The organism is Paraburkholderia phymatum, from assembly GCF_038900715.1.
GTDB classification, from domain to species: Bacteria; Pseudomonadota; Gammaproteobacteria; order Burkholderiales; family Burkholderiaceae; genus Paraburkholderia; species Paraburkholderia phymatum_A.
Genome location: NZ_JAYMRZ010000024.1, coordinates 112,093 through 134,644, shown reverse-complemented (window position 1 = coordinate 134,644; position 22,552 = coordinate 112,093). Strand labels below are relative to the sequence as shown.

Annotated in this window: 21 protein-coding genes; 12 read left to right on the top strand and 9 right to left on the bottom strand. The window is 64.6% G+C overall.

Annotated features, from left to right (window positions below; translation table 11 throughout):
* Positions 1-10: 10 nt before the first annotated feature.
* Positions 11-961 carry an AEC family transporter gene (locus VSR68_RS33605; RefSeq protein ID WP_342943883.1) on the bottom strand — a complete coding sequence of 317 codons (951 nt, stop codon included), beginning with the start codon at positions 959-961 and terminating at the stop codon, positions 11-13.
* A gap of 112 nt (positions 962-1,073) precedes the next feature.
* On the opposite strand from VSR68_RS33605, the gene VSR68_RS33600 reads away from it, so the two are divergent.
* Positions 1,074-2,030 (top strand): LysR family transcriptional regulator, encoded by a 957-nt coding sequence (locus VSR68_RS33600; RefSeq protein WP_342943882.1) that lies wholly within the window; start codon positions 1,074-1,076, stop codon positions 2,028-2,030.
* Between the two features lie 4 nt (positions 2,031-2,034).
* Here the strand turns inward: VSR68_RS33600 and VSR68_RS33595 are convergent, their stop codons facing one another.
* Both VSR68_RS33595 and VSR68_RS33590 read right to left on the bottom strand, forming a co-directional pair.
* Positions 2,035-2,787, bottom strand: coding sequence for a CbtA family protein (locus VSR68_RS33595; protein WP_342943881.1), 753 nt, complete (start codon positions 2,785-2,787; stop codon positions 2,035-2,037).
* 21 nt (positions 2,788-2,808) lie between these two features.
* Entirely contained in the window at positions 2,809-3,036 is a 228-nt protein-coding gene (locus VSR68_RS33590) for a CbtB domain-containing protein (protein ID WP_342943880.1), read from the bottom strand.
* A gap of 233 nt (positions 3,037-3,269) precedes the next feature.
* Here VSR68_RS33590 and VSR68_RS33585 point away from each other — a divergent pair, with 233 nt between their 5' ends.
* On the top strand, positions 3,270-3,842 hold the full coding sequence (locus VSR68_RS33585; RefSeq protein ID WP_342943879.1) for a histidine phosphatase family protein: 573 nt from the start codon (positions 3,270-3,272) through the stop codon (positions 3,840-3,842).
* Between the two features lie 20 nt (positions 3,843-3,862).
* On the opposite strand, the gene VSR68_RS33580 is transcribed toward VSR68_RS33585, so the two are convergent.
* Complete coding sequence (locus VSR68_RS33580; RefSeq protein WP_342943878.1) at positions 3,863-4,273, bottom strand: hypothetical protein; 411 nt, start codon at positions 4,271-4,273, stop codon at positions 3,863-3,865.
* Between the two features lie 306 nt (positions 4,274-4,579).
* On the opposite strand from VSR68_RS33580, the gene VSR68_RS33575 reads away from it, so the two are divergent.
* The 3 genes from VSR68_RS33575 (at position 4,580) to infA (ending at position 6,005) form a co-directional block, all read left to right on the top strand.
* Complete coding sequence (locus VSR68_RS33575) at positions 4,580-4,798, top strand: hypothetical protein (RefSeq protein WP_342943877.1); 219 nt, start codon at positions 4,580-4,582, stop codon at positions 4,796-4,798.
* 540 nt (positions 4,799-5,338) lie between these two features.
* On the top strand, positions 5,339-5,614 hold the full coding sequence (locus tag VSR68_RS33570) for a hypothetical protein (RefSeq protein ID WP_090865040.1): 276 nt from the start codon (positions 5,339-5,341) through the stop codon (positions 5,612-5,614).
* 127 nt (positions 5,615-5,741) lie between these two features.
* Complete coding sequence (infA, locus tag VSR68_RS33565) at positions 5,742-6,005, top strand: translation initiation factor IF-1 (RefSeq protein ID WP_087739287.1); 264 nt, start codon at positions 5,742-5,744, stop codon at positions 6,003-6,005.
* A gap of 201 nt (positions 6,006-6,206) precedes the next feature.
* Here infA and VSR68_RS33560 read toward each other — a convergent pair whose 3' ends face one another.
* Positions 6,207-6,914 (bottom strand): GntR family transcriptional regulator, encoded by a 708-nt coding sequence (locus tag VSR68_RS33560; protein ID WP_342943876.1) that lies wholly within the window; start codon positions 6,912-6,914, stop codon positions 6,207-6,209.
* A 224-nt stretch (positions 6,915-7,138) separates the two neighbouring features.
* Here VSR68_RS33560 and VSR68_RS33555 point away from each other — a divergent pair, with 224 nt between their 5' ends.
* The 6 genes from VSR68_RS33555 to VSR68_RS33530 all read left to right on the top strand — a co-directional run bounded on the left by VSR68_RS33555 (position 7,139) and on the right by VSR68_RS33530 (position 16,139).
* Positions 7,139-8,398, top strand: coding sequence for a cyanate transporter (locus VSR68_RS33555; RefSeq protein WP_342943875.1), 1,260 nt, complete (start codon positions 7,139-7,141; stop codon positions 8,396-8,398).
* A 410-nt stretch (positions 8,399-8,808) separates the two neighbouring features.
* Entirely contained in the window at positions 8,809-11,241 is a 2,433-nt protein-coding gene (gene nirB, locus VSR68_RS33550; RefSeq protein WP_342943874.1) for a nitrite reductase large subunit NirB, read from the top strand.
* 33 nt (positions 11,242-11,274) lie between these two features.
* On the top strand, positions 11,275-11,604 hold the full coding sequence (gene nirD / locus VSR68_RS33545; RefSeq protein WP_342943873.1) for a nitrite reductase small subunit NirD: 330 nt from the start codon (positions 11,275-11,277) through the stop codon (positions 11,602-11,604).
* A gap of 27 nt (positions 11,605-11,631) precedes the next feature.
* The gene (locus VSR68_RS33540) at positions 11,632-14,325 is read left to right on the top strand and encodes a molybdopterin-dependent oxidoreductase (RefSeq protein ID WP_342943872.1); all 2,694 of its coding nucleotides are present in this window, start codon (positions 11,632-11,634) and stop codon (positions 14,323-14,325) included.
* 73 nt (positions 14,326-14,398) lie between these two features.
* Positions 14,399-14,974, top strand: a complete 576-nt coding sequence (locus VSR68_RS33535; protein WP_342943871.1) for an ANTAR domain-containing response regulator — start codon at positions 14,399-14,401, stop codon at positions 14,972-14,974.
* A 10-nt stretch (positions 14,975-14,984) separates the two neighbouring features.
* Positions 14,985-16,139, top strand: coding sequence for a CmpA/NrtA family ABC transporter substrate-binding protein (locus tag VSR68_RS33530; RefSeq protein WP_342943870.1), 1,155 nt, complete (start codon positions 14,985-14,987; stop codon positions 16,137-16,139).
* Positions 16,140-16,201: 62 nt separating this feature from the next.
* On the opposite strand, the gene VSR68_RS33525 is transcribed toward VSR68_RS33530, so the two are convergent.
* The 4 genes from VSR68_RS33525 to VSR68_RS33510 all read right to left on the bottom strand — a co-directional run bounded on the left by VSR68_RS33525 (position 16,202) and on the right by VSR68_RS33510 (position 20,359).
* A complete protein-coding gene (locus VSR68_RS33525) occupies positions 16,202-17,143 on the bottom strand; it encodes a choline ABC transporter substrate-binding protein (protein WP_342943869.1) in 942 nt (313 codons plus the stop codon).
* Between the two features lie 24 nt (positions 17,144-17,167).
* Complete coding sequence (locus VSR68_RS33520; protein WP_342943868.1) at positions 17,168-18,145, bottom strand: GlxA family transcriptional regulator; 978 nt, start codon at positions 18,143-18,145, stop codon at positions 17,168-17,170.
* Positions 18,146-18,279: 134 nt separating this feature from the next.
* Positions 18,280-19,185, bottom strand: a complete 906-nt coding sequence (choW, locus tag VSR68_RS33515; protein WP_342943867.1) for a choline ABC transporter permease subunit — start codon at positions 19,183-19,185, stop codon at positions 18,280-18,282.
* Positions 19,178-20,359, bottom strand: coding sequence for a glycine betaine/L-proline ABC transporter ATP-binding protein (locus VSR68_RS33510; protein WP_342943866.1), 1,182 nt, complete (start codon positions 20,357-20,359; stop codon positions 19,178-19,180). Before VSR68_RS33510 ends, choW begins: the two co-directional genes overlap by 8 nt.
* 470 nt (positions 20,360-20,829) lie before the next feature.
* Between VSR68_RS33510 and VSR68_RS33505 the strand changes: the two genes are divergently transcribed.
* Positions 20,830-22,542 (top strand): IlvD/Edd family dehydratase, encoded by a 1,713-nt coding sequence (locus VSR68_RS33505; protein WP_342943865.1) that lies wholly within the window; start codon positions 20,830-20,832, stop codon positions 22,540-22,542.
* The last annotated feature ends 10 nt before the right edge of the window (positions 22,543-22,552 follow it).

The window sequence follows — 22,552 nt, the reverse complement described above, 5'->3', positions numbered from 1 at the left end:
GCACGCCATGTCAACCGGGCGCGCGCAGATAGAACAGCAACAGCGACAACGAAACCAGCGAGCCCAGCGTCGACAGCAGAATGGTCTGCGATGTGATGTGCGCCTCGCGCCGGTAGAACTCGGCGAGCATGTAGGGGCCGGTGCCCGTCGGCAGCGCGGCGAGCAGCACGGCCATATCGACGATGGGCGCGGGCAGCGAAAAGACACGCGCGGCGATCCACCATGCGAGCGCGGGCTGCGCGATCAGCTTGATGGCCGTCAGCACGAGCGACGTGGCGGACCCGGACGAGCCCTCCGCCGTGGGACGCTTCTCCGCGAGAAAGAGCCCGAGGCTCACCAGCGCGCAAGGACTCGCGGCGCCGCTCAACAGCTTGAGGAACGTCTCGGCGCTTTGCGGCAAGCTCACGCCCGCGCTCGCGACCAGCACGCCGACGATCGGCGACGCGATCAGCGGATTCTTCACGAGCCGCCACAACACCTTTGCGCCGAGCTTGTGCGGCGTGCGCTCCGTCTGCAGGCCGGCTTCGATCAGCACGATCGCGAGCGCGAACAGCACGCACGCGACGAGGATCGTGGCGATCGTCGTCGGCGTGAGACTCGCCTTGCCGAACGCGAGCAGGCCGAGCGGAAAGCCGATGTAGCCCGTATTCGGATACGACGCCGCAATTGCATCGACGCTCGCATCCGCGAGATGCCGCCCGCTCGCGAGGCGCGCGATCAGCACGACGACGAACACGCCCGCGCATGCAATCGAAAACGTCGCGATGAACGCGGGCTGATCGAGCTGCCGCCACGTCGAATGCGCCATCGTGTCGAACAGCAGCGCGGGCAGCGCGAGCCACACGACGAAGCGGTTCAGTTCGGACGCGGCCGCCGGGCCCAGCAGATTGCGGCGGCGGCAAAAGAAGCCCGCGAAGATCAGCGCGAACACGGGCAGCAGGATTTCGAGCGTGGACAGCATGACGAGTGACGGCGCGCGCAAACGTGCGAAAGCGGAGACGTGCAAGCGTAAGCCGTTTACCCCGATACAATCCAATACTGATTGAAACCCACAACGATACCTTTTCTGCATCATGCTCGACGTCAAGCCGCTTCGCTATTTCGTCACGCTCGCGCAGACGCTGCACTTCGGCCGCGCGGCTGCCCGTCTCCATCTGTCGCAACCGCCGCTGAGCCGGCAACTGGCGTCGCTGGAAGCGTCGCTCGGCGTCACGCTGATCGAGCGCAATCCGCGCAGCGTCACGCTGACGGCCGCGGGCGAGCGCTTTTATGCCGATGCCAAATCAATCCTCGCGTCGATCGAGCAGGCCGCGAAGAATGCGCGCGCGGCGTCCGTCGGTGACATGGGCCAGTTGACCATCGGCTTCACGATGTGCGCCGCGTACAGCGTGCTGCCCGCCTATGCGCGCGCCTATGGCAGCGCGCATCCCGACGTGACGTTGAATCTGCGCGAAGTCGTGTCGAACGATCTCGCGTCGCAGGTGCTCAACGCGCAGATCGACGCGGCAATCATGTTTCCGGGCGCGCCCGACAAAGGGCTCGACACGCGCACGATCTTCACCGAGCCGCTGTGCGTCGCGCTATCGCGCGATCACGCGCTCGCTCGCGCGCGGCATCTGAAGATCGCGCAGCTCGCGCGCGAGCCGTTCGTGATGGCCTCGGAAGCCGTTGCGCCGAGCCTGCGCGCGACCATCGTCGATCATTGCCTGCAAGGCGGCTTCACGCCCGATGTGCGCTTCGAGGTGCAGTTGCAGCAGACGGTGCTGAGTCTCGTCGACGAAGGCGTGGGCATCGCGCTCGTGCCCGAGTCGATGCGCAAGGCGCAACTGCCGGGCGTGGTGTTCAAACCGCTTGCCGATGCACCGACGATCTCGCAACTGCTCGTGTGGTCGCCGTCGAACCGCAATCCGTGTCTTGCGCGGCTTCTGGAAATGGCGGTCGAGCGGAAGGGAAGCGGAAAAGGAAGCGGGACAGGAAGCAAAAAGGACAGCGGCGCGCGCCCGCGCGTTCGTGCGCGGACGCGGCGATGACGCGTTACTGATAAGCCGACTTGCGCGCCGCCGTGCCCGAGCGCGCAATGCGTTCGCTGCGCTCGACCATCGCGCCGAACAGCAGGCCGATGGTCGCCCACATGAGCGCCTGCATGCCGAGCGCCGTCATGCGGAACTTCCACAGCACGACGGCCGGGAATGCTTCGGGCACTTCGTTGACGGTCGGCAGCGCGATCTGGATCGCGGCGATGATCGCGACGAACGCGATGCCGCCGACGATCGACGCGTTCCACTGCCCGAGCCGCGGCAGCAGATGCTTGCGCACTTTCATCGCGAACACCATCACGACGATCGACGTGACGATCATCAGAAAGAAGAGCCCCGTGCGCATGCCGATCGTGTCCGGGTCGCCGACGGAAGGCGGATTCGCCGGATACTTGATGGTCGGCACGAGCACGACGGCGACGAACGCGCCGAGCGCGAGCCAGGCCGACAACGCACGCGCGCCGAGTTTGCCGGCGCGGCCATGCAGATACGCGAAGGTCAGCGAGAACAGACCGCCGAACGCCATCCCATACGCGACGACACCCGTCAGCAAGCCGAGGCCCGCCTGCGTGCCGCGACTGACGAGCTCTTCTTCGTGCGCGTCGCCGTGATCGTGCGCCGCATGCATCTTTTCTTCGAGCGAGATCGCGGTATCGACCAGCGGCTCGCCCGCGACGCGCGCGAACGCGAACGTGAGCAGGCCCGCGACGATGCCTGCGAGCATCCCTCGCATCAACAGCTTCCCAACCATGGTGATGACTCCCTTACGCGGTCAATGGCAAGGAAAGCCGAGCAGATGGCGGCCGTCGTGCACGAATTCATGCACATACATGCCGGGAATCAGCGAAGTCGCGCCCTGTTCGGCGCCGATGAAATACAGCGCGAGCAGCAACAGCAGCCCGCCGAAGATCACCCACGGCAGCAGTTCGCGTAGCGGAATCGGCGTGGGTTGAGCGGGCTGGACGGATTGACCGGCGTGGTCGAGAAAGGCGTCGTTCATGACGGAGATCTCCTTGGGGTTACGCGCCCCGATAGTCGATTGAGGTTGAAGTCGAAGCTTGGGTCTGGCTTCCGGCTTGTGTACTGCATGACTGTGTACGCATTCACTACCGATTACAGTGGCGCGACCGCGCCGGGCTTGCACCGGCTTCCGCGCTTCGAGTGGCGTCTATTCTACGCGCTAAACTCGCGCACGCTTGCCACTTTCTTCCCGTTCCCTGATACGAGCCCGTGATGCGCACACGTCTGTTGTTGATCAGCCACCCGTCGACGGCCGCACAGCGCAAAGGCGCATTCCCCACCGACGAGCCGCTCGACGCGCGCGGCATCGCCGAAGCGGCGCGCTTTCGCGCGTCGAACGACACTCTGCTGAACGCCGTCGATATCGCGCTGAGCAGCGCCGCTGCGTGCGCGCTCGACACGGCTCGGGCGCTCGGGCTCGACGCCGCCATCGCGCCGGATCTGGCCGATATCGACTATGGCCGCTGGCGCGGCAAGCGTCTGAGCGAGCTTTCGAACGAAGAACCCGAAGCGCTCGCGGCATGGACGCGCGATCCGTCGGCGGCACCGCATGGCGGCGAATCGTTCGACGCGCTGATGCTGCGCGTGGGCCGCTGGCTCGATGCATTCGATCGCGACGGCATCACGCTCGCGATCACGCACGCGCCCGTGATGCGCGCAGCGCTGCTGCACGTGCTGCGCGCGCCATCCGATGCGTTTGCGCAGATCGAGATCGCGCCGCTTTCGATCGTCGAATTGCAGCGCGGCGAGCGCGGCTGGACGTGGTGGCCCGCGCATCGCTCATAAGCTCATAGGACCCGTAAGGCTCATAAGGCCGGGCACGACAACACCTGCTGCGCATTGACGGTCGTGCCGGGCATGCCGTTCGTGGCGGGCGTGCCTTGCACCGGCATCGCGATCAGGCGCACGGCATCCGTGCCCGCGTTCGCGAGCACGTAGCGCTCGGGGCGCCCTTGCGGCTGCCAGTACGCGCGATACACGCCGCCATCCGACGTCACGTGCAGCGTGCCGCGCACCGTCTTGCCGCCTGCGATGAAATCGACGGGCTCGCCGTCGCGCAACGCAAAGCCGCTCGCAGCCGCGACGCTCGATGCGCCCGACGCGGCCGCACCGCCGCTCGCGCCCGACAGCACGCCGCAGGACGCATCGCCCGTCGCCGCGACCGACAGTTGAGCGACCGTCCATAGCGCGAGGGGCGCAATCGTTCTGAATGTCATGAAGTGCCTCGTGTCGCCTGGGGCATCGGATTTGTTTGGCTTGAGTATGAGTCCTGGGGCCGCAGATTTCGAGCTTGAAGTGTCGGACTTCGTTCCGGGATTTGATCGGCGATCGAGCGGCATGCGCCTACAAGGGTCGTACCCAACATCTCGAGCATGTATCGTCGCGTGTGCATGTATCGTCGCGTGTGCTTGAATTGCGCGTCGTGAACACGCGCGCGGAATTTTGACCGCGTGGCACCGCGCTTTTTGACGTGCGATAACGATCAGGTCTTTCACAGGCATTCACCGACAAGAGGCAACCTGATGGCCACGCTCGAAGCGTTTCGTACCGTGCTCGACGATGCGCGCACGCCCGCAATCATCCGCAACCACATCATCGATTCGCTGCAATATGCGCTGCGCAATCACGGCCAGATATTCACGTCGAAGGAAGTCGAATGGCTCGCGAAATGGGATGACGCGCGCATTCCGCTCGCCGCCACGCGCGAGTTGCAAAAGCGCACGACGCAGAGCGCGGAGTGAGCCGATCCATCGTGTGCGCCGTGGCCGACGCCCGATCCGTTTCGCCCGGCAGATGCGGGCATAAGAAAGCCTGCGCTACACAGAGGCCTGTTTTTAGGGCATAATATATGTATTCCAGCAGCTCGCCGGCATGATCTGGCGCTCTGCATGATCGCAACGCTTCAATGCTGTTCAACGTCTTTATCGCGTTGCGCCAGGTTGCAGAAATCGTTGAACTAATCGCGTTACATCACAGCCGTTCAGTCGCCGCAACAAAAAACAGGCGGCAGGCGTCGGCGGTCCCCGTCACTCAGGCAACGCGCTACGCGCCAATACCAAACAGAGTGACATTCGTCATGTGTCGGGTGCCTTCGCGGCATCAACGTAGTGTTCTCCACGGTTCCGCGTGTATCGCGGCTGCGTTCGAGCCAGCGCTTACGGCTCACGCCAACATTTTTTCCATTGCGGCGCGCTCATATTGCCGCGCCGCCGGTTGCCCCGCTCGCCGCGCATCGCTCGTCCATTGCGCGCGCCGGCAGCCCGCACGACAGGAGTACGCATATGGTCAAGACCTATAAGGGCTATGAAATTCACCCGCTCGTCTATCCGCGCCGCACGGCGAGCGGCGTGACAAATCGCAATTCGATCGACGGCGGCTACGACGCGTCGGTGCGCATCTGCCGCGTCGGCGCGAGTGCCGCCGACGAAGGCCGTGTGTTCCGCATCGCGCAGTTCCGGCCGTTCGAAGGCGCGGGCAAGGCACGCATGGCCTGCATGGAACATGCGGCGCAGGTGATCGACGGTCAGGTTGACGGTCAATCCGTTTCCGACCTCTGACGCACGCGCGCCAACCAGGGCGCGTTCCGCCTGCTTCACACGCATCACCGCGACAGCGTAAGGGCTGCCGCGCAAGATATGCTGCGCGCCGCGCGCGGCACCCTTCCCTCATCGACCAGGAGTTTGCATGGCGAAAGAAGACCTCATTGAACTGGACGGCATTGTCGACGAAGTGCTGCCGGACAGCCGCTACCGCGTGACGCTGGATAACGGCGTCGTCGTGGGCGCGTATGCGTCGGGCCGCATGCGCAAGAATCACATCCGTATCCTCGCGGGCGACCGCGTGACGCTCGAGTTGTCGGTCTACGACCTGACCAAAGGGCGCATCAACTTCCGTCACAAGGACGAGCGCAGCAGCGCACCGCGTAGCGCACCCATGCGCCGTCGCTGACGTTCTCTCTCACCGCTTCCTCATTCATGCGCGTCGCGCCCTGACACGGCCGGACGCTGACAACCCTTTGGCGCACGATGCAGGCGCATGGTGCGTCGACGAGGTGCTGGCGATGTGCCGGCACGCGTGGGCAATCTGCTGGCCAAGTGCCGGCACGCGCGGCAATACAGGCAACGCATCGCGCAACCCATCCCGCCCGCCTCACCCGCCGAATACGGCGCTCACATCGTCGCTCGCGCTCGTCTGCATGCGCGTCACGACGCGCTCCTCCAATTCCGCGAGATGCACGCGCATCGCTTCGAGCGCGGCGGGCAAATCGCCGCTGTCGAGCGCTTCGACGAGCTGCGCGTGCTCATCGGCGGAACAGGTCGTACCCTTCGACGGATCGTAGAGCGCCTTGTATAGCTCCGTCTTCGCGACCAGTTGCGCGACGAAACCCTCCAGCTCCGCGCCACCCGCGAGCTGCGTGAGCAGCACATGAAACTGCCCGGCAAGGCGCACCTGCTCATCCACGCGCCCTTGCTTCAAGACCTTCTTCTCGCTCGCGACATGCGCCTTCAGCAGACGCCTGTCCTGCGCCGACAACGCGCCGCATAGCGCCGTGACGATGCCTGCCTCGACGATCTGCCGCGCGCGGTAGACCTGCCGCACGTCGTCCTCCGACGGCGACGGCACGAACGCGCCGCGATTCGCCTCGAGCACCAGCTTGCCTTCGAACCCGAGCCGCGCGAGCACCTTGCGCAGCGCGCCGCGCGTGCAGCCGAACGCGGCTGCGAGATCGCGCTCGACGAGCTGCGCGCCCGGACGCAGACGGCCTTCGAGCAGCGCCTTCGTAATCGACGCGTAGATGCGTTCCTCGACGTTGTCGTCGTCGGCGGCGGGTGGCGGTGTTTTCGGACGTGAGGCCATGGTGATGTGAGATGAACGGACGTAGCCAGGCAACGGGCGGCACAGACAGCGACAGAAAAAAAGCGCTTGAAGCGGCCGTATTGTAGCCATCGGCGGGCGTGGCTGCATCCGACATCGGACGATGCTCGTGCAAATACCGTCCATATCGGTTCACGGAGAAATGGTTAACCATTTTAAGTTATTATGGTTGACCAAAATCCACGCTTTTCTTGCAAGGCATTCCAGTGAACCCGACTCCCGGCATCGACACCACGCAGATTTCGCGCCCCAAGACAGCCACCCGCCTCTCGTGGAGCGACGGCATCTGGCTTGCCGCGATCGTCGCGATCGGCCTCAATCTGCGCCCGCTGCTGACGTCGGTCAGTCCGTTGATGGCGACGATTCGCGCCGCCACGGGCCTGAGCTTTTCCGGCGCATCGCTTCTGACGAGCCTGCCTGTCGTCGCGATGGGGTTCGGCGCGCTCGGCGCGGGCATGCTCGCGCGCGTCGTCGGCGAGACGCGCGGCGTTGCGCTCGGGCTGGCGGCCATCGCGCTCGCGTGCGCCGCGCGCCTGAGCGCATCGAGTGGCGCGTCCTTGCTGATGACGGCGCTGTTCGCCGGCATCGGCGTCGCGGCCATTCAGGCGCTGCTGCCCGGCGTGATGAAGCAGCGCTTTCATGCGCGCGTGCCGCTCGCGATGGGCCTGTTCTCCGCATCGATCATGGGCGGCGGTGGACTCGGCGCGAGCCTGAGCCCTTACATCGCGCGAGCCTTCGATTCGTGGCACGCGGGCCTCGCGGTCTGGGCCGCGCCCGCCGCGCTCGCATGCGCATGCTGGCTCGCGCTGCATCGTTCGGCGTCGTCGGGCGATGCTCGCGCCGCGCGGTCGGCGGACCCGCTGCCGCACGCGCCATCCATCGCGATGTGGCGCAAGCGCCGCGCGTGGTCGCTCGGGCTGCACTTCGGCCTCGTCAACGGCGGCTATACGACGCTCGTCGCGTGGCTGCCCGCGTACTACCAGCAGCGCGGCGCGAGCGTCGCGCACAGCGGCTCGCTGCTCGCGGCGATGACCGTCTTCCAGGCCGCGTCCGCGCTGCTGCTGCCGCTCGCCGCGTCGTCATTCCGCGACCGCAGGCCGTGGCTCGTCGCGGGTCTGTCCGCGCAACTGTTCGGCGTCGTCGGGCTGCTCGCGTTTCCCGACGATGCGCCGCTCGCGTGGATCGCGATCGCCGGCGCGGGGCTCGGCGGGACCTTTTCGCTGACGCTCGTGACCGCCCTCGATCACGCCGACGACCACCGCATCGCCGGGCGGCTCGTCGCGTTCGTGCAGGGCATCGGCTTTATCGTCGCGGCGGTTTCGCCTGTGATTGCGGGGCGTCTGCGCGATATGACGGGTGGCTTCGCCGCCGCGTGGATCATGCTCGCGGTCTGCATCGCCGCGATGATCGCGCTGACCTTCGCGTTCTCGCCGCGCAGCTACGGGCGTTGGCTCGGGCCGCGATAGCGCTCCACATCGCGCGCAAAACGCAACGCACAGGGCAACGCAACGCGCGCGCCGTCAACGCGCTTGCCCGCGCTAAATGAGTGCAGCGCGCCGCGTCGCGCACTGCTGCGGTGCAATACAACAATTCGCTGAGTAACCCGCGAAGCCTTGTCCAGCAAGCCCCGTGGCGATTGCTGCCCGATGGCATGCAAGTTGCGAATAGGTGAGCGCTCCTTGCAAGGGCGCAAGGCGGCACGCGTGGCGGCGACTGGAAAGCGCGGCCACGCAGGAATCTGGCAACACGGCAACCTCCGCGCGCGGCATCGCGCGCGAACAGAGCCGTAGAGCGCCATAACCGGTCGGGCAATGACGTTCGACGTTCGTCGCATCGGGCAACGCACCCCGGCGCGATCCACGACAGAACATCGATCATGAGCAAACCCCGACTCGTCGTCATCGGCAATGGCATGGCCGGCATCCGCACGCTCGAAGAGTTGCTGACGATCGCGCCCGACCACTACGACATCACTGTCTTCGGCGCCGAGCCGCATCCGAACTACAACCGCATTCTTCTGTCGCCCGTGCTCGCGGGCGAGCAGACCTTCAACGACATCGTTCTCAATCCGCTCGAATGGTACGAAGCGAACGGTATCGCGCTGCACATGGGCAAGACCGTCGAGCGCATCGACCGCGTGCGCCGCAAGGTCGTCGCGAGCGACGGCACGGAAGCGCACTATGACCGCCTGCTGATCGCAACGGGCTCGACGCCCTTCATTCTGCCGATCCCCGGCAACACGCTCAAAGGCGTGATCTCGTATCGCGACATCTACGACACGCAGACGATGATCGATACAGCCGCCGTGAAAAAGCACGCGGTGGTGATCGGCGGCGGGCTGCTCGGGCTCGAGGCGGCGAATGGGCTGAAACTGCGCGGCATGGACGTGACCGTCGTGCATCTCGCCGACACGCTGCTCGAACGTCAGCTCGACGCGACGGCGGGCAAGCTGCTGCAACGCTCGCTCGAAGCGCGCGGCCTCGACTTCCTGTTGAGCACGGCGACGACGGAAATCATCGGCAACGATGCGGGCGAAGTAGCAAGCGTGCGCTTCAGGAACGGCGATACGCTCGCGACCGATCTCGTCGTAATGGCAGCGGGCATTCGTCCGAACACCGCGCTCGCGGAAGCGGCGGGCCTCTATTGCAACCGCGGCGTCGTCGTGAGCGATGCGCTGCAAACCTACGATCCGCGCATCTATGCCGTCGGCGAATGCGTGAGCCATCGCGGCATTGCGTATGGTCTCGTCGCGCCCCTTTTCGAGCAGGCGAAGGTGTGCGCGAATCACCTCGCGCTGATGGGCATCGGCAGCTACAAGGGCTCGGTGATGTCCACCAAGCTCAAGGTGACGGGCATTGATCTCTTCTCGGCCGGCGACTTCATGGGCGCCGACGGCACGGAGGAAATCGTGCTGTCGGACCCGTCGGGCGGCGTCTACAAGAAGCTCGTGATCAAGGACGATCAGCTCGTTGGCGCGTGCCTCTATGGCGATACCGCCGACGGCGCGTGGTACTTCAAGCTGCTGCGCGAAGGCCGCAAGCTCGGCGAGTTGCGCGATCACATCATGTTCGGCGAATCGAGTGTCGGCGATGCGGGCGTGCAAGGCCAGAGCCGCGCCGCCGCGATGGCCGACAGCGACGAAGTGTGCGGCTGCAACGGCGTATGCAAGGGAACGATCGTCAAGGCGATCACCGAAAAAGGCCTCTTCACCGTCGACGACGTGAAGAAGCACACGAAGGCCGCAAGCTCATGCGGCTCGTGCACGGGTCTCGTCGAGCAGATCCTGATGAGCACCGTCGGCTCCGACTTTCAGGAACCCCCTAAAACAAAGGCAGTTTGCGCGTGTACGGACCGCAATCACGGCGAAGTGCGCAAGGCGATCCGCGACCAGCATCTGCTCACGCATCGCGACGTATACGACTTCCTCGAATGGCGCACGCCGAACGGCTGCGCGACGTGCCGCCCTGCGATCAACTATTACCTGTTGTCGACCTGGCCGCGCGAAGCCGTCGACGATCCGCAAAGCCGCTTCGTCAACGAGCGCGTGCACGCGAACATCCAGAAGGACAACACGTTCTCCGTCATCCCGCAGATGAAGGGCGGCGTGACGAATCCGGCGGAATTGCGCCGCATCGCCGATGTCGCGGACAAATACAACGTGCCGATGGTCAAGGTGACGGGCGGCCAGCGGATCGACCTGCTCGGTGTGAAGAAGGAAGACCTGCCGAACGTGTGGAACGACCTCGGCATGAAGTCGGGCCACGCATACGGCAAATCGATCCGCACCGTGAAGACGTGCGTGGGCAGCGAGTTCTGCCGCTTCGGCACGCAGAACAGCACGCAGATGGGCATCGATCTGGAAACGATGCTCGCGAACATGTGGTCGCCGCACAAGGTGAAGCTCGCCGTATCCGGTTGCCCGCGCAACTGCGCGGAAGCGGGCATCAAGGACGTGGGCGTGATCGCCGTCGATAGCGGCTGGGAACTGTACGTGGGCGGCAACGGCGGCATCAAGACGGAAGTCGCGCAGTTTCTCGCGAAGGTAAAGACGGCCGACGAAGTGAAGGAATACACGGGCGCGTTCCTGCAACTGTATCGAGAGGAAGCGTATTACCTCGACCGCACCGTGCATTACATCGCGCGCGTCGGGCTCGACTACGTGAAGCAGAAAGTGGTCGACCACGCGGCGAATCGCAAGGCGCTGTACGAGCGGCTGCTCTATTCGCTCGAAGGCTTGCCCGATCCGTGGGAAGCGCGCATCGGCGGCAAGCAGAAGCACGAATACATTCCGCTCAAGGTCGTCGCCTGACGCGCGGCACAGCACAACGCAAAGGACAAACCCATGGATATGCAGGTCACTCACTCCTGGACGCGCGTGTGCGACGTCGCCGATATTCCGCGTCTGGGCAGCCGCGTGCTCGAACGCGACGGCGGCAACGTCGCGGTCTTCCGCACGGCCACCGACAACGTCTTCGCGCTGCTCGACCACTGCCCGCACAAGGGCGGCGCGCTGTCGCAAGGCATCGTGCACGGCGAAACGGTCACGTGCCCGCTGCACGCGTGGAATATCGATCTCGCGAGCGGCACCGCAAAGGCGCCCGATGAAGGCTGCGCGCGTCATTTCCCCGTGCGCGTGGACAGCGACGGCGCGGTCTGGCTGGCCCTTGACTGAGTGTCGTCGCGGCAACATGGAGTCACGATGAAAACCGTTACCCGATCCACCTGCTGCTATTGCGGCGTCGGCTGTGGCGTGCTGATCGAAGCGGAGAACGGGCGCATCACGGACGTTCAGGGCGATCCCGAGCATCCCGCGAATTTCGGCAGGCTGTGCAGCAAGGGGCTCGCGCTTGCGTCGAGCGCGCAGAGCCTGACGGGCCGCGCGCTGCGCCCTGAAATGCGCATCCATCGCGCGGAAGAACGCCGCCCCGTCGAATGGAGCGACGCGCTCGATCACGTCGCCGCGCGCTTCGCCGACGTGATCGAACGGCATGGGCCTGACGCCGTCGCGTTCTATGTGTCGGGCCAGTTGCTGACGGAAGACTATTACGTGTTCAACAAGCTCGCGAAGGGCTTGATCGGCACGAACAACATCGATACGAATTCGCGGCTGTGCATGTCGAGCGCTGTCGCCGCGTACAAGATGGCGCTCGGCGCGGACGGCCCGCCCACTTGCTACGACGATCTCGAACATGCGCAGACCGTGCTGTTCGCGGGCAGCAACATGGCGTGGGCGCATCCCGTGCTGTTTCGCCGGCTCGAAGAAGCGAAGGCGAAAAACCCGGCGATACGCTGGATCGTCGTCGATCCGCGCCGCACCGATACGGCGTCGATGGCGGACCTGCATCTGCAGATCCAGCCGGGCACCGACGTCGCGCTCTTCAACGGCATGCTGCATCACCTGATCTGGGAAGGGCTGATCGATCGCGATTACATCGATCTTCACACGGAAGGCTTCGATGCATTGAAGCGTCTCGTGCGCGAGTTCACGCCGCGCGCAGCGGCTGAGTTGTGCGGCATCGCGGAGCACGATCTGATGCAGGCAGCCGAGTGGTTCGGCGCGAGCGATGCCGCGCTGTCGCTCTACTGCATGGGCCTGAACCAGTCGAGCCACGGCACCGACAAGAATCTCGCGCTGATCAATCTGCATCTCGCGACGCGTCAGATCGGCAAACGCGGCGCGGGGCCATTTTCGCTGACGGGTCAGCCAAACGCGATGGGCGGGCGCGAAGTCGGCGGCATGGCGACGATGCTCGCGGCGCATCGCGACATCGGCAACGCCGCGCATCGCGACGAAGTGGCGAAGCTCTGGGGCCTCGCCGACGCCGCGCGCCTGTCCGACCGGCCTGGCCTGCCCGCCGTCGAGATGTTCGAGGCGATGCGCAGCGGCAAGATCAAGGCCGTGTGGATCGCGTGCACGAACCCCGCTCATTCGATGCCCGATATCGCGAAGGTACGCGAGGCATTGAGAAGGGCGGAATTCGTCGTCGTGCAGGAAGCGTTCATGCAGACGGACACCGTCCCGTTCGCCGACGTCGTGCTGCCCGCCGCGACGTGGGGCGAGAAGTCCGGCACGGTCACGAATTCCGAGCGCCGCATTTCGCGCGTGCGCGCCGCCATCGAGCCCGCCGGCGACGCGAAGCCCGACTGGTGGATCGCCAGCGAAATCGCGCAGCGCCTCGAAAAGCGCATCGCGAATGCAGGCTCGACGCTGTTCGGCTATGCATCGACGCAAACTATTTTCGACGAGCATCGCACGCTGACACAGGGCCGCGATCTCGACATCACGGGCATCAGCTACGCGCTGCTCGACGAAGCCGGTCCGCAGCAATGGCCCTATCGCGCCGATGCAAAAGAAGCCGAAGCGCGCCGCTACACGGACGGCGTGTTCGCGACTGACAACGGCAAGGCGCGCTTTCATGCGACGCCTTATCTGGGCGTCGCCGATGCGGTCAACGCGCGCTATCCGTTCCGCCTGACCACGGGGCGCCTGCGCGACCAGTGGCACGGCATGAGCCGCACGGGGCGCGTCGGCAAGCTGTTCTCGCATGCGCCGGAACCCGCGCTCACGATGCAACGCGCGGACGCCACGCGGCGCGGCCTGAACGAAGGCGACCTCGTGCGCATCGCGAGCCGGCGCGGCGCGCTCGTGCTGCCCTTGCAGCTTTCCGGCGACGTGCCATCGGGCACCGTATACGCGCCGATGCACTGGAACGGCCAGTTCCTCGCCAGCGGCGGCATCAACGAAACGACGCTCGGCGCCGTCGATCCGCATTCGAAGCAGCCTGAACTGAAGCACGCGGCCGTGCGCATTGAACGCGCCGAACTGCCCTGGCGAGTGCTTGCCGCGCGTCGCGGCGACACGCTCGCGATGCACGCGGCCGTACAGCCACTGCTCGCGGAATGCGCGTATGCATCCGTGTCGTTCGAGGAGGGCGATCTGATCGTGCTGCGCGCCGCGCATGCCGAAGCGCCGCAAGGCTGGCTCGAACGCGTCTACGCCGCGCTCGATCTGCCGAAGGGCGACGACACGCTCGAGTACCGCGATGCGCGGCGTCAAACGGACAAGCGCGTGATCTGGCGCGACAACGTGATCGACGGCTTCGTGCTCGCGGGCGATGTCGCGAACGGCGACACGCTGATGGACCAACTGCGCGACGCGCAGCCGTGGCTCGGCCCGCGCTTCGCCGCGTTCTCCGCGCAACGTCAGCATGCGGCGCCGCGCGATCGCGTCGTGTGCAGCTGCAAGCAGGTGAAGGAATCGCGCATCAACGAGGCGATCGCGCACGGCGCGACGGTGCCCGAACTGAAAGCGGCGCTCGGTTGCGGCACGGTCTGCGGGTCGTGTGTGCCGGAACTGAAGCGAATGTGCGAGACTGCGGCTGTCGCCAGTTGAAAGCGCAGGGCAGAACCCCGCCATCCGACGCAATGAACCCGCTTGAACCACACCACTCGATGCCGTGCCATCCATGCTGCGCGTTTTGCTCGTAACCGATACCGACAAGCCGATCGGCGAGTTGCGCGACGCGCTCGCGCGGCTCGGCTATGACATGCTCGCCGCCACGGCCTCGCCGCAAGCGCTGCACAAGACCGTCGAAAGCGAACGGCCGGACGTCATCATCATCGACACCGAATCGCCGTCACGCGATACGCTCGAACAGCTTGCCGTGATGAACGCGACGGCACCGCGCCCCGTGCTGATGTTCAGCAACGACGCGAACCAGCAGCTGATTCGCGACGCCGTCAGCGCGGGCGTCACTGCGTATCTCGTCGAAGGTCTCGCGACGGAGCGTCTTGCGCCGATACTCGAAGTCGCGCTCGCGCGCTTTGCGCAGGAGTCGCAACTGCGCGAGCGGCTCGCGCAGGCCGAGAACGAACTCGCCGAGCGCAAGCTGATCGACCGCGCGAAACGCCTGCTGATGGACTCGCAGAAGATGACCGAAAATGCCGCCTACGCGACGATGCGCAAGCGCGCGATGAATCAGGGCGTGAAGCTCGTCGAGGTCGCGCGCCAGATCGTCGCCGCAGCCGGCTCGCCAGAGTGAAGCGCTGCCCATGAACACCTCCGCACACATCCCCTCGTCCGACGAAATGGGCAAGCTCGAGAAGACTCACTTGCGCCTGGGCTTCGTCGCGCTCAGCGATGCCGCGCCGCTCGTCGCCGCGAAGCTGCTCGAATTCGGCCACGCGCACGGACTGACGATCGAATTGCTGAAGCAGCCGTCGTGGGCCGCGATCCGCGACAAGCTGCTGTCCGGCGATCTCGATGCCGCGCACGCGCTCTACGGCCTCGTGTATGGCGTGCAGCTCGGCCTCGGCGGACCGCAAACCGATATGGCCGTGCTGATGGTGCTCAACCGCAACGGCCAGGGGATCACGGTATCTAAGCGTCTCGCCGCCGCGCTCGACGAACACGAGACGCTGCCCGCAGCCCTCGCGACGCTCGGCCGCAAGCCCGTTTTCGCGCAGACGTTCCCGACGGGCACGCACGCGATGTGGCTGTATTACTGGCTCGCGTCGCAAGGCGTGCATCCGTTGCGCGATATCGAAAGCGTGGTCATCCCGCCGCCGCAGATGGTCGATGCGCTCGCGCGGGACCGGCTCGACGGGCTGTGTGTCGGCGAGCCGTGGAATGCCGTGGCGCAAGAACGGGGCGTCGGCAGAACGATTGCGGCGACGAGCGAGGTGTGGCCCGATCATCCGGAGAAAGTGCTCGCGAGCCGGCGCGATTTCGTCACGCGCTATCCGAACACCGCACGAGCGCTCGTGCAAACGATGCTCGAAGCGTGCCGCTGGCTCGACGACGATGAGCATCGCGTGGAGATCGCGCGCTGGCTCGCTGCCGATGAGTTCGTGGGTGTGCCTGCCGGTTCGATCACGCCGCGTTTGCTCAAGACGGGTTCGGATGCGAATTCGGATGCAAAGCGCCGCCCTGTGCGGTTCTTCGATGACGGCGCGGTGAATTATCCGCATCCGTCAGAGGGCGCGTGGTTCTTTGCGCAATTCGCGCGCTGGCGAATGACGGATTGGCGTGCGGATTTTTCAACGATTGCCGGCGAGGTCAATCAAACGGCGTTGTATCGACAGGCAGCCTTGAATGTGGGCGTGAATGTCCCTGCACAATCGCCCTCTTCGCTATTGATCGACGGACGCGAATGGAACGGCATCGCCGATGAGGCGTATGTGACGGGATTCGCGCTCAGGGCGTGAAACATGTTTCGGCAGCGCTCCGGCGTGAATGGCAGCACGCGGGAGCGCAACGGCGCCAGGACTCAATGCGCCGCGATATAAGCCTTCACAGCCGGCAACCCATCCTTCCCATCGATCGTCTGCACGCCCGCGAGCCACTTATCCAGCGCTTGCGGATTCGCCTTCAGCCATGCGAGTGCGGCCTTGTTCGCGTCTTCCTTGTTCATGATCGGGACCATCACGTGATTCTCGATCGACGTCGTGAACTGCAGGTTCGACACGAGCTTCGCCGCATTCGGGCAACGCTGCGCATAATCGGGCGGCGTGGCCGTGAAGACTTTCGCCTCGCCGTAGTTCGGCCCGAATACGTCGTCGCCGCCGGCGAGATAATCGATCTTCATCTGCACGTTCATCGGATGCGGTTCCCACCCAAGGAAAACGATCCACTTCTTCTCGCGAATCGCGCGGCTCACTTCGACCAGCATGCCCGCCTCGCTCGACTCGACCAGCTTGAACTTGCCGAGCCCGAACTGGTTGCCGTCGATCATCTTCTTGATCAGCGCATTGCCGTCGTTGCCCGGCTCGATGCCGTAGACCTTGCCGTCGAGCTTGTCCGCGTACTTCTGGATGTCGCTGAAGTTCTTCAGGCCGCCGTTGTACACATAGTCAGGCACGGCGAGCGTGTATTTCGCGCCTGTCAGGTTAGGCGTCGCGAGCACCTTGATCGAGCCCGCCTTCACGAACGGCTGGATGATCGGGTCCATCGTCGGCGCCCAGTAGCCGAGGAATACGTCGATCTGCTTGCTCTTGATGCCCGCGAACGTGATCGGCACCGACGCAATCGTTTTCGTCGGGTTGTAGCCGAGTCCCTGAAAGATCGTCGACGCGAGGCCCGTCGTCGCGGCGATGTCGGTCCAGCCGACGTCGGCGAAACGGACGTTGCGGCACACGGCGGGATCGGCGGCGTGCGCGGTCGCGGCGGCCGTGCCCAGCAGGGCAGCCGCCATCATCAGCTTGCGTTTCATTGCATTCTCCTCGGAATAATTTTGCTAGCTCGCCTGACGCCGCTCGACGCTCGGCGCATGGCCGAACTGCGCGCGATAGGCTTTGCTGAAATGACACGGCGAGTGAAAGCCGCATACGGCCGTCACGCGTGCAATCGATGCGTCCGTCGTGCGCAGCAGATCGCGCGCGCGCCGCAAGCGCAGCGACAGGTAGTAGTGAGTCGGCGACACGTTCAGATAGACCTTGAACATGCGCTGCAAATGACGTTGCGACAACTGCACGAGCCGCGCGAGTTCTTCGAGCGATAAAGGCTCTTCGATATTCGCTTCCATCAGCCGCACGACTTCGATCAGTTCGGCGCGCGAAAAGCCGACGCGCGCATCGACGGGTATCGGCTGCGGATCGCTCGCGCTGCGGATGCGTTCGAGAATGAACTGCTCCGACACCTGCGCCGCGAGGTTCTGTCCAAAGCGGCTGCCGACGAGATTCAGCATCAGGTCGAGCGGCGCGGTGCCGCCCGTGCAGGTCAAACGATCGCGATCGATCACGAACAGCTCGTCGGCGAAGCGCACGTGCGGATATTCCTTGTGCAGCACCGACATATCTTCCCAATGCACCGCGCAGCTGTATCCGTCGAGCAGCCCCGCCGCCATCAGCGCATACGCGCCAGTGCAGATGCCGCCCAACGGCACGCCTTGCGCGGCGACATCCGCGAGCAAGGTTCTGATGTTCGCATCGACGGCGTTGCGGATCTGCGTGCCGCCGCAGACGATCAGCACATCGGGCATGCCCGCTTCTTCTAGCGAGCGCGTCGGCTTGACGGTCATGCCGTTGCTCGCCCGCACGGGCACGCCGTCATGCGTGAGAACCGACCAGCAATAGTGCTGCGCGCGCGACACATAGTTCGCCATTCGCAGCACTTCGACCGCGCTTGTGAACGCGATCATCGAAAAACTGGGCAACGTCAGAAAGCCCACATGCGCAAGATTCGACAACGCCGCTTCGGCCCTGATAGACGCCACGTCGCGCTCCGTGATGCACAAAGAAGAATGTGTTTGGCCACCGCGAGAGCCCTGAGGCTCTCGCGGGACCACCACTTATTGGTTGTATTGCAGGCGAGCCGGAGAACTGGCGCCAGTTTCGATACGACGGAGACTTAGCTTTGCGCGACCACCGGCTGTTCGCGGCGCACGCGCATCACGCTGCGCAGACCGGCGAAGCGCGGCGCGGCAGACGTGCCGGGCGAGCGGCCGAAGCTCTCGGTGATGCGGTCCAGAATGATCGCGAGCAACACGACGGACAGACCGCTTTCGAATCCGAGGCCGATATCGAGGCGCTGAATGCTCGCGAGCACGTCGTTGCCCAAGCCACCCGCGCCCACCATCGACGCGATGATCACCATCGACAGCGCCATCATGATCGTCTGGTTCACGCCCTGCATGATCGAGGGCAGCGCATTGGGAAACTGCACCTTGTAGAGCAACTGCCACGGCGTGCAGCCGAACGCCTGCCCTGCTTCGACGATTTCGCGGTTCACGTGCTTGATGCCGAGGCTCGTCAGACGCACGGCGGGCGGCATCGCGAAGATCACGGTGGAGAGAATGCCAGGCACGCGGCCAAGGCCGAACAGCATCGCAGCAGGAATCAGATAGACGAAGGCAGGCATCGTCTGCATCAGGTCGAGAATCGGGCGCACGATCATCTGCACGTGCTTGTTCTTCGCGGCCCAGATGCCGAGCGGAATGCCGAACACGAGACTGATCAGCGTCGACGACAACGTGAGGCCCAACGTGATGACCGTCTGGTCCCAGAAGCCTGTCGCGTAGATCAGCAACAGCGAAGCGGTGGCGAATATCGCAAAGCGCCAGCCCACGCGCCACAAGCCGATCGCGATGAAGAACGCCATCAACGCCCACATCGGAATGGCTTGCAGGCCATGCTCGATCATTGCGGCGAAGCTCTCGATCGCCTTGCCGATCGAATCGAACGTGCTCGCGTCGTGGTCGAGCAGATAGTGAACGGACTGGTCGACCCAACGGCCGAGTGGAATGATCTCAGACATGGGCACCACCTCGATTGCGCGTAATGACTTTCAGAACTGCCGCCTGATCGACGGAACCGCAATAGCGGTCTTCGTCGTCGACCACGGGCAGCGCGGTCGTGCTCGCGCACACGCGCGACACGACATGTTCGAGCGGCGCGCCGCGCGAAATGCATTCGATCTTCTTGAGCGACGCCGTCCCGCTACTCACGTTGCTCATCGCATCGCGCGTGACGAAGCCGCGAATGCGTCGCTCGGCGTCCAGCACGAACGCGTATTCGGCGCTGCCGTTCAGCGACTCGGCGACGCTCTTCTGGTCCAGATCGCGCAAGGTGGGCACGCCGTTCGCCTGCATCAGATCGCCTGCCGTCAGATAGCGGCTCGTATCGACGCCTTCGAAGAACGCGCGCACGTAGTCGTCGGCGGGATTCGCGATGATGTCCTGCGGCGTGCCGATCTGCACCACGCGGCCGCCTTCCATGATCGCGATGCGGCTGCCGATGCGCAGCGCCTCTTCCAGATCGTGCGACACGAACAGGATCGTGCGGCGCTGGTTCTTTTGCAGTTCCAGCAGCACGTTCTGCATTTCCTTGCGCTTCAACGGGTCGAGCGCGGAGAACGCTTCGTCCATGATCATCAGCGACGGGTTCACCGCAAGCGCACGCGCAAGACCCACGCGCTGCTGCATGCCGCCCGACAGCTCCGCCGGCAGCTTGCCCGCGAACGTCGCGAGACCGACCTGCTCGAGCACGTCGAGCGCGCGCTTCTCGCGCTCCTTGCGCCCCATGCCTGCCACTTCGAGACCGAACGCGGCATTCGCCAGCACCGTGCGTTGCGGCATCAGCGCGAACGACTGGAACACCATGCTCATGTCGGTGCGGCGCAGCGACGTCAGCTCCGAACGCTTGATGGCTGCAACATCGCGGCCATCGATGATGACCTTGCCGGCCGTCGGTTCGACGAGCCGGTTGATGAGACGGATCAGCGTGGACTTGCCGGAACCCGACAGGCCCATCAACACGAAAATCTCGCCTTCCTGTACGTCGAAGGAGGCATTGTGAACGCCCACGACATGCCCCGTTTTGGCAAAGACCTCGTCTTTCGACGCGCCTCGCGAGAGCATGTCCTGAGCCAGTTTCGGGTTGGGCCCGAAAACCTTACATAAACCTTCGACCACGACCTTTGGGGATTTCATTGACTCCATCTCCTCGTGGTGCAGGCGCCGGCCCGCACAGTGTGACTACATAGTTGCCAGAAAAAACCCCGACTAGCCGACTAATTGCGACAGACGCTTGCGGAAATGCGACACGGGCAAAAGAGAACGGCCGTTAGAGGATGGCTGCGAGGCTTGCCCAGCAAGGGTTTGTGACGATGGTGCAGTGCGTGATCAGCGGATGCGCATGTCGCTTGTGGAAAGGTCCGCGTCCGTTCAGCGATTCAGGCAGTGCGTCGCGCGGCTTGAGCGGCCGTGCCTTGCCACAGGAGCGCAGCGCTGTCGATGCGGTTTTGTCCTTGGTCGCGCTCTGCTGCAATGCAACCGCCCAGCTTCGCGAAGCGGGCCGCTTCTGCGTGGGTGCATGCATCGCGCGGCGAATCGGCTAAGCTCACCTTGCAGCGACAGGACAACGAAGAAGCAGGCAAAACGAAGCAGACCCAGGAGACATCATGCGCAAACTTCGCTCGCAAAGCTGGTTCGGCGGCAACGACAAGGACGGCTTCATCCACCGCTCGTGGATGAAGAATCAGGGCATTCCTCACGACGAATTCGATGGCCGCCCCGTGATCGGCATCTGCAATACGTGGTCCGAACTGACGCCCTGCAATGCCCACTTTCGCGACCTCGCCGAATACGTCAAACGCGGCGTGCGCGAAGCGGGCGGCCTGCCGCTCGAATTCCCCGTGATGTCGCTCGGCGAATCGAATCTGCGGCCCACGGCGATGCTGTTTCGCAACCTGGCTTCGATGGATGTCGAGGAGTCGATACGCGGCAATCCGATCGACGGCGTGATTCTGCTCGTCGGTTGCGACAAGACCACGCCGGCGCTGCTGATGGGCGCGGCGTCGTGCAATCCGCCCGCGCTGGCGGTCTCGGGCGGGCCGATGCTCAACGGCCGCTTTCGCGGACGCACGCTCGGCTCGGGCACGGGCGTCTGGCAGATGTCCGAAGAAGTGCGCGCGGGCACGATGAGCCAGCAGGAGTTCATCGACGCGGAATCGTGCATGAACCGCTCGCGAGGCCACTGCATGACGATGGGCACAGCATCGACGATGGCATCGATGGTCGAGTCGCTCGGCATGGGACTGCCGCACAACGCAGCGATTCCCGCCGTCGATGCGCGCCGCCAGGTGCTTGCACATCTCGCGGGGCGGCGCATCGTCGAGATGGTGCGCGACGACGTGACGATGGACAAGATCCTCACGCGCGCGGCCTTCGAGAACGCGATCCGCACGAATGCGGCGATCGGCGGATCGACGAATGCCGTCGTGCATCTGATCGCGCTCGCGAAGCGCATCGGCATCGACCTCACGCTCGAAGACTGGGAACTCGGATCGAACGTGCCGTGCCTCGTGAATCTGCAGCCGTCGGGCGAGCACCTGATGGAAGATTTCTATTACGCGGGCGGCTTGCCCGCGGTGTTGCGTCAACTGGGCGAGCAAGGTCTTCTGCATCGCGATGCATTGACCGTCAACGGCAAGACGATCTGGGAGAACGTTTGCGATGCGCCCAACTACGATCAGAAAGTGATTACGACTTTCGCCGAGCCGTTCAAGCCGCACGCGGGCATCGCTGTGCTCAGAGGCAATCTCGCGCCGAATGGCGCCGTCATCAAGCCGTCTGCGGCGACGGCTTCGTTGCTCAAGCATCGAGGCCGCGCGGTGGTATTCGAGAACGTCGAAGAACTGCACGCGAAGATCGACGACGACTCGCTCGATATCGACGAGCACTGCGTGATGGTGCTCAAAGGCGCGGGGCCGAAAGGCTATCCGGGCTTCGCGGAAGTCGGCAACATGCCGTTGCCGAAAAAGGTCCTGCAAAAAGGCATCACGGACATGGTTCGCATTTCCGACGGCCGCATGAGCGGCACCGCGTATGGCGCCGTCGTGCTGCACGTGTCGCCCGAAGCAGCGGCAGGCGGGCCGCTAGCACTCGTGCAGACGGGCGACATGATCGAACTCGACGTCGACGCGCGACGCCTGCATCTCGACGTGTCCGATGAAGAACTCGCACGGCGCCGCGCCGCATGGCGAGCGCCAGAACTGCCCGCGCGCGGCTACTACCGGCTCTACGTCGAGCACGTGTTGCAGGCCGACCAGGGCGCCGATCTCGACTTCCTCGTCGGCGCGAGCGGCGCGCCCGTGCCGCGCGAATCGCATTGATATGGCATCG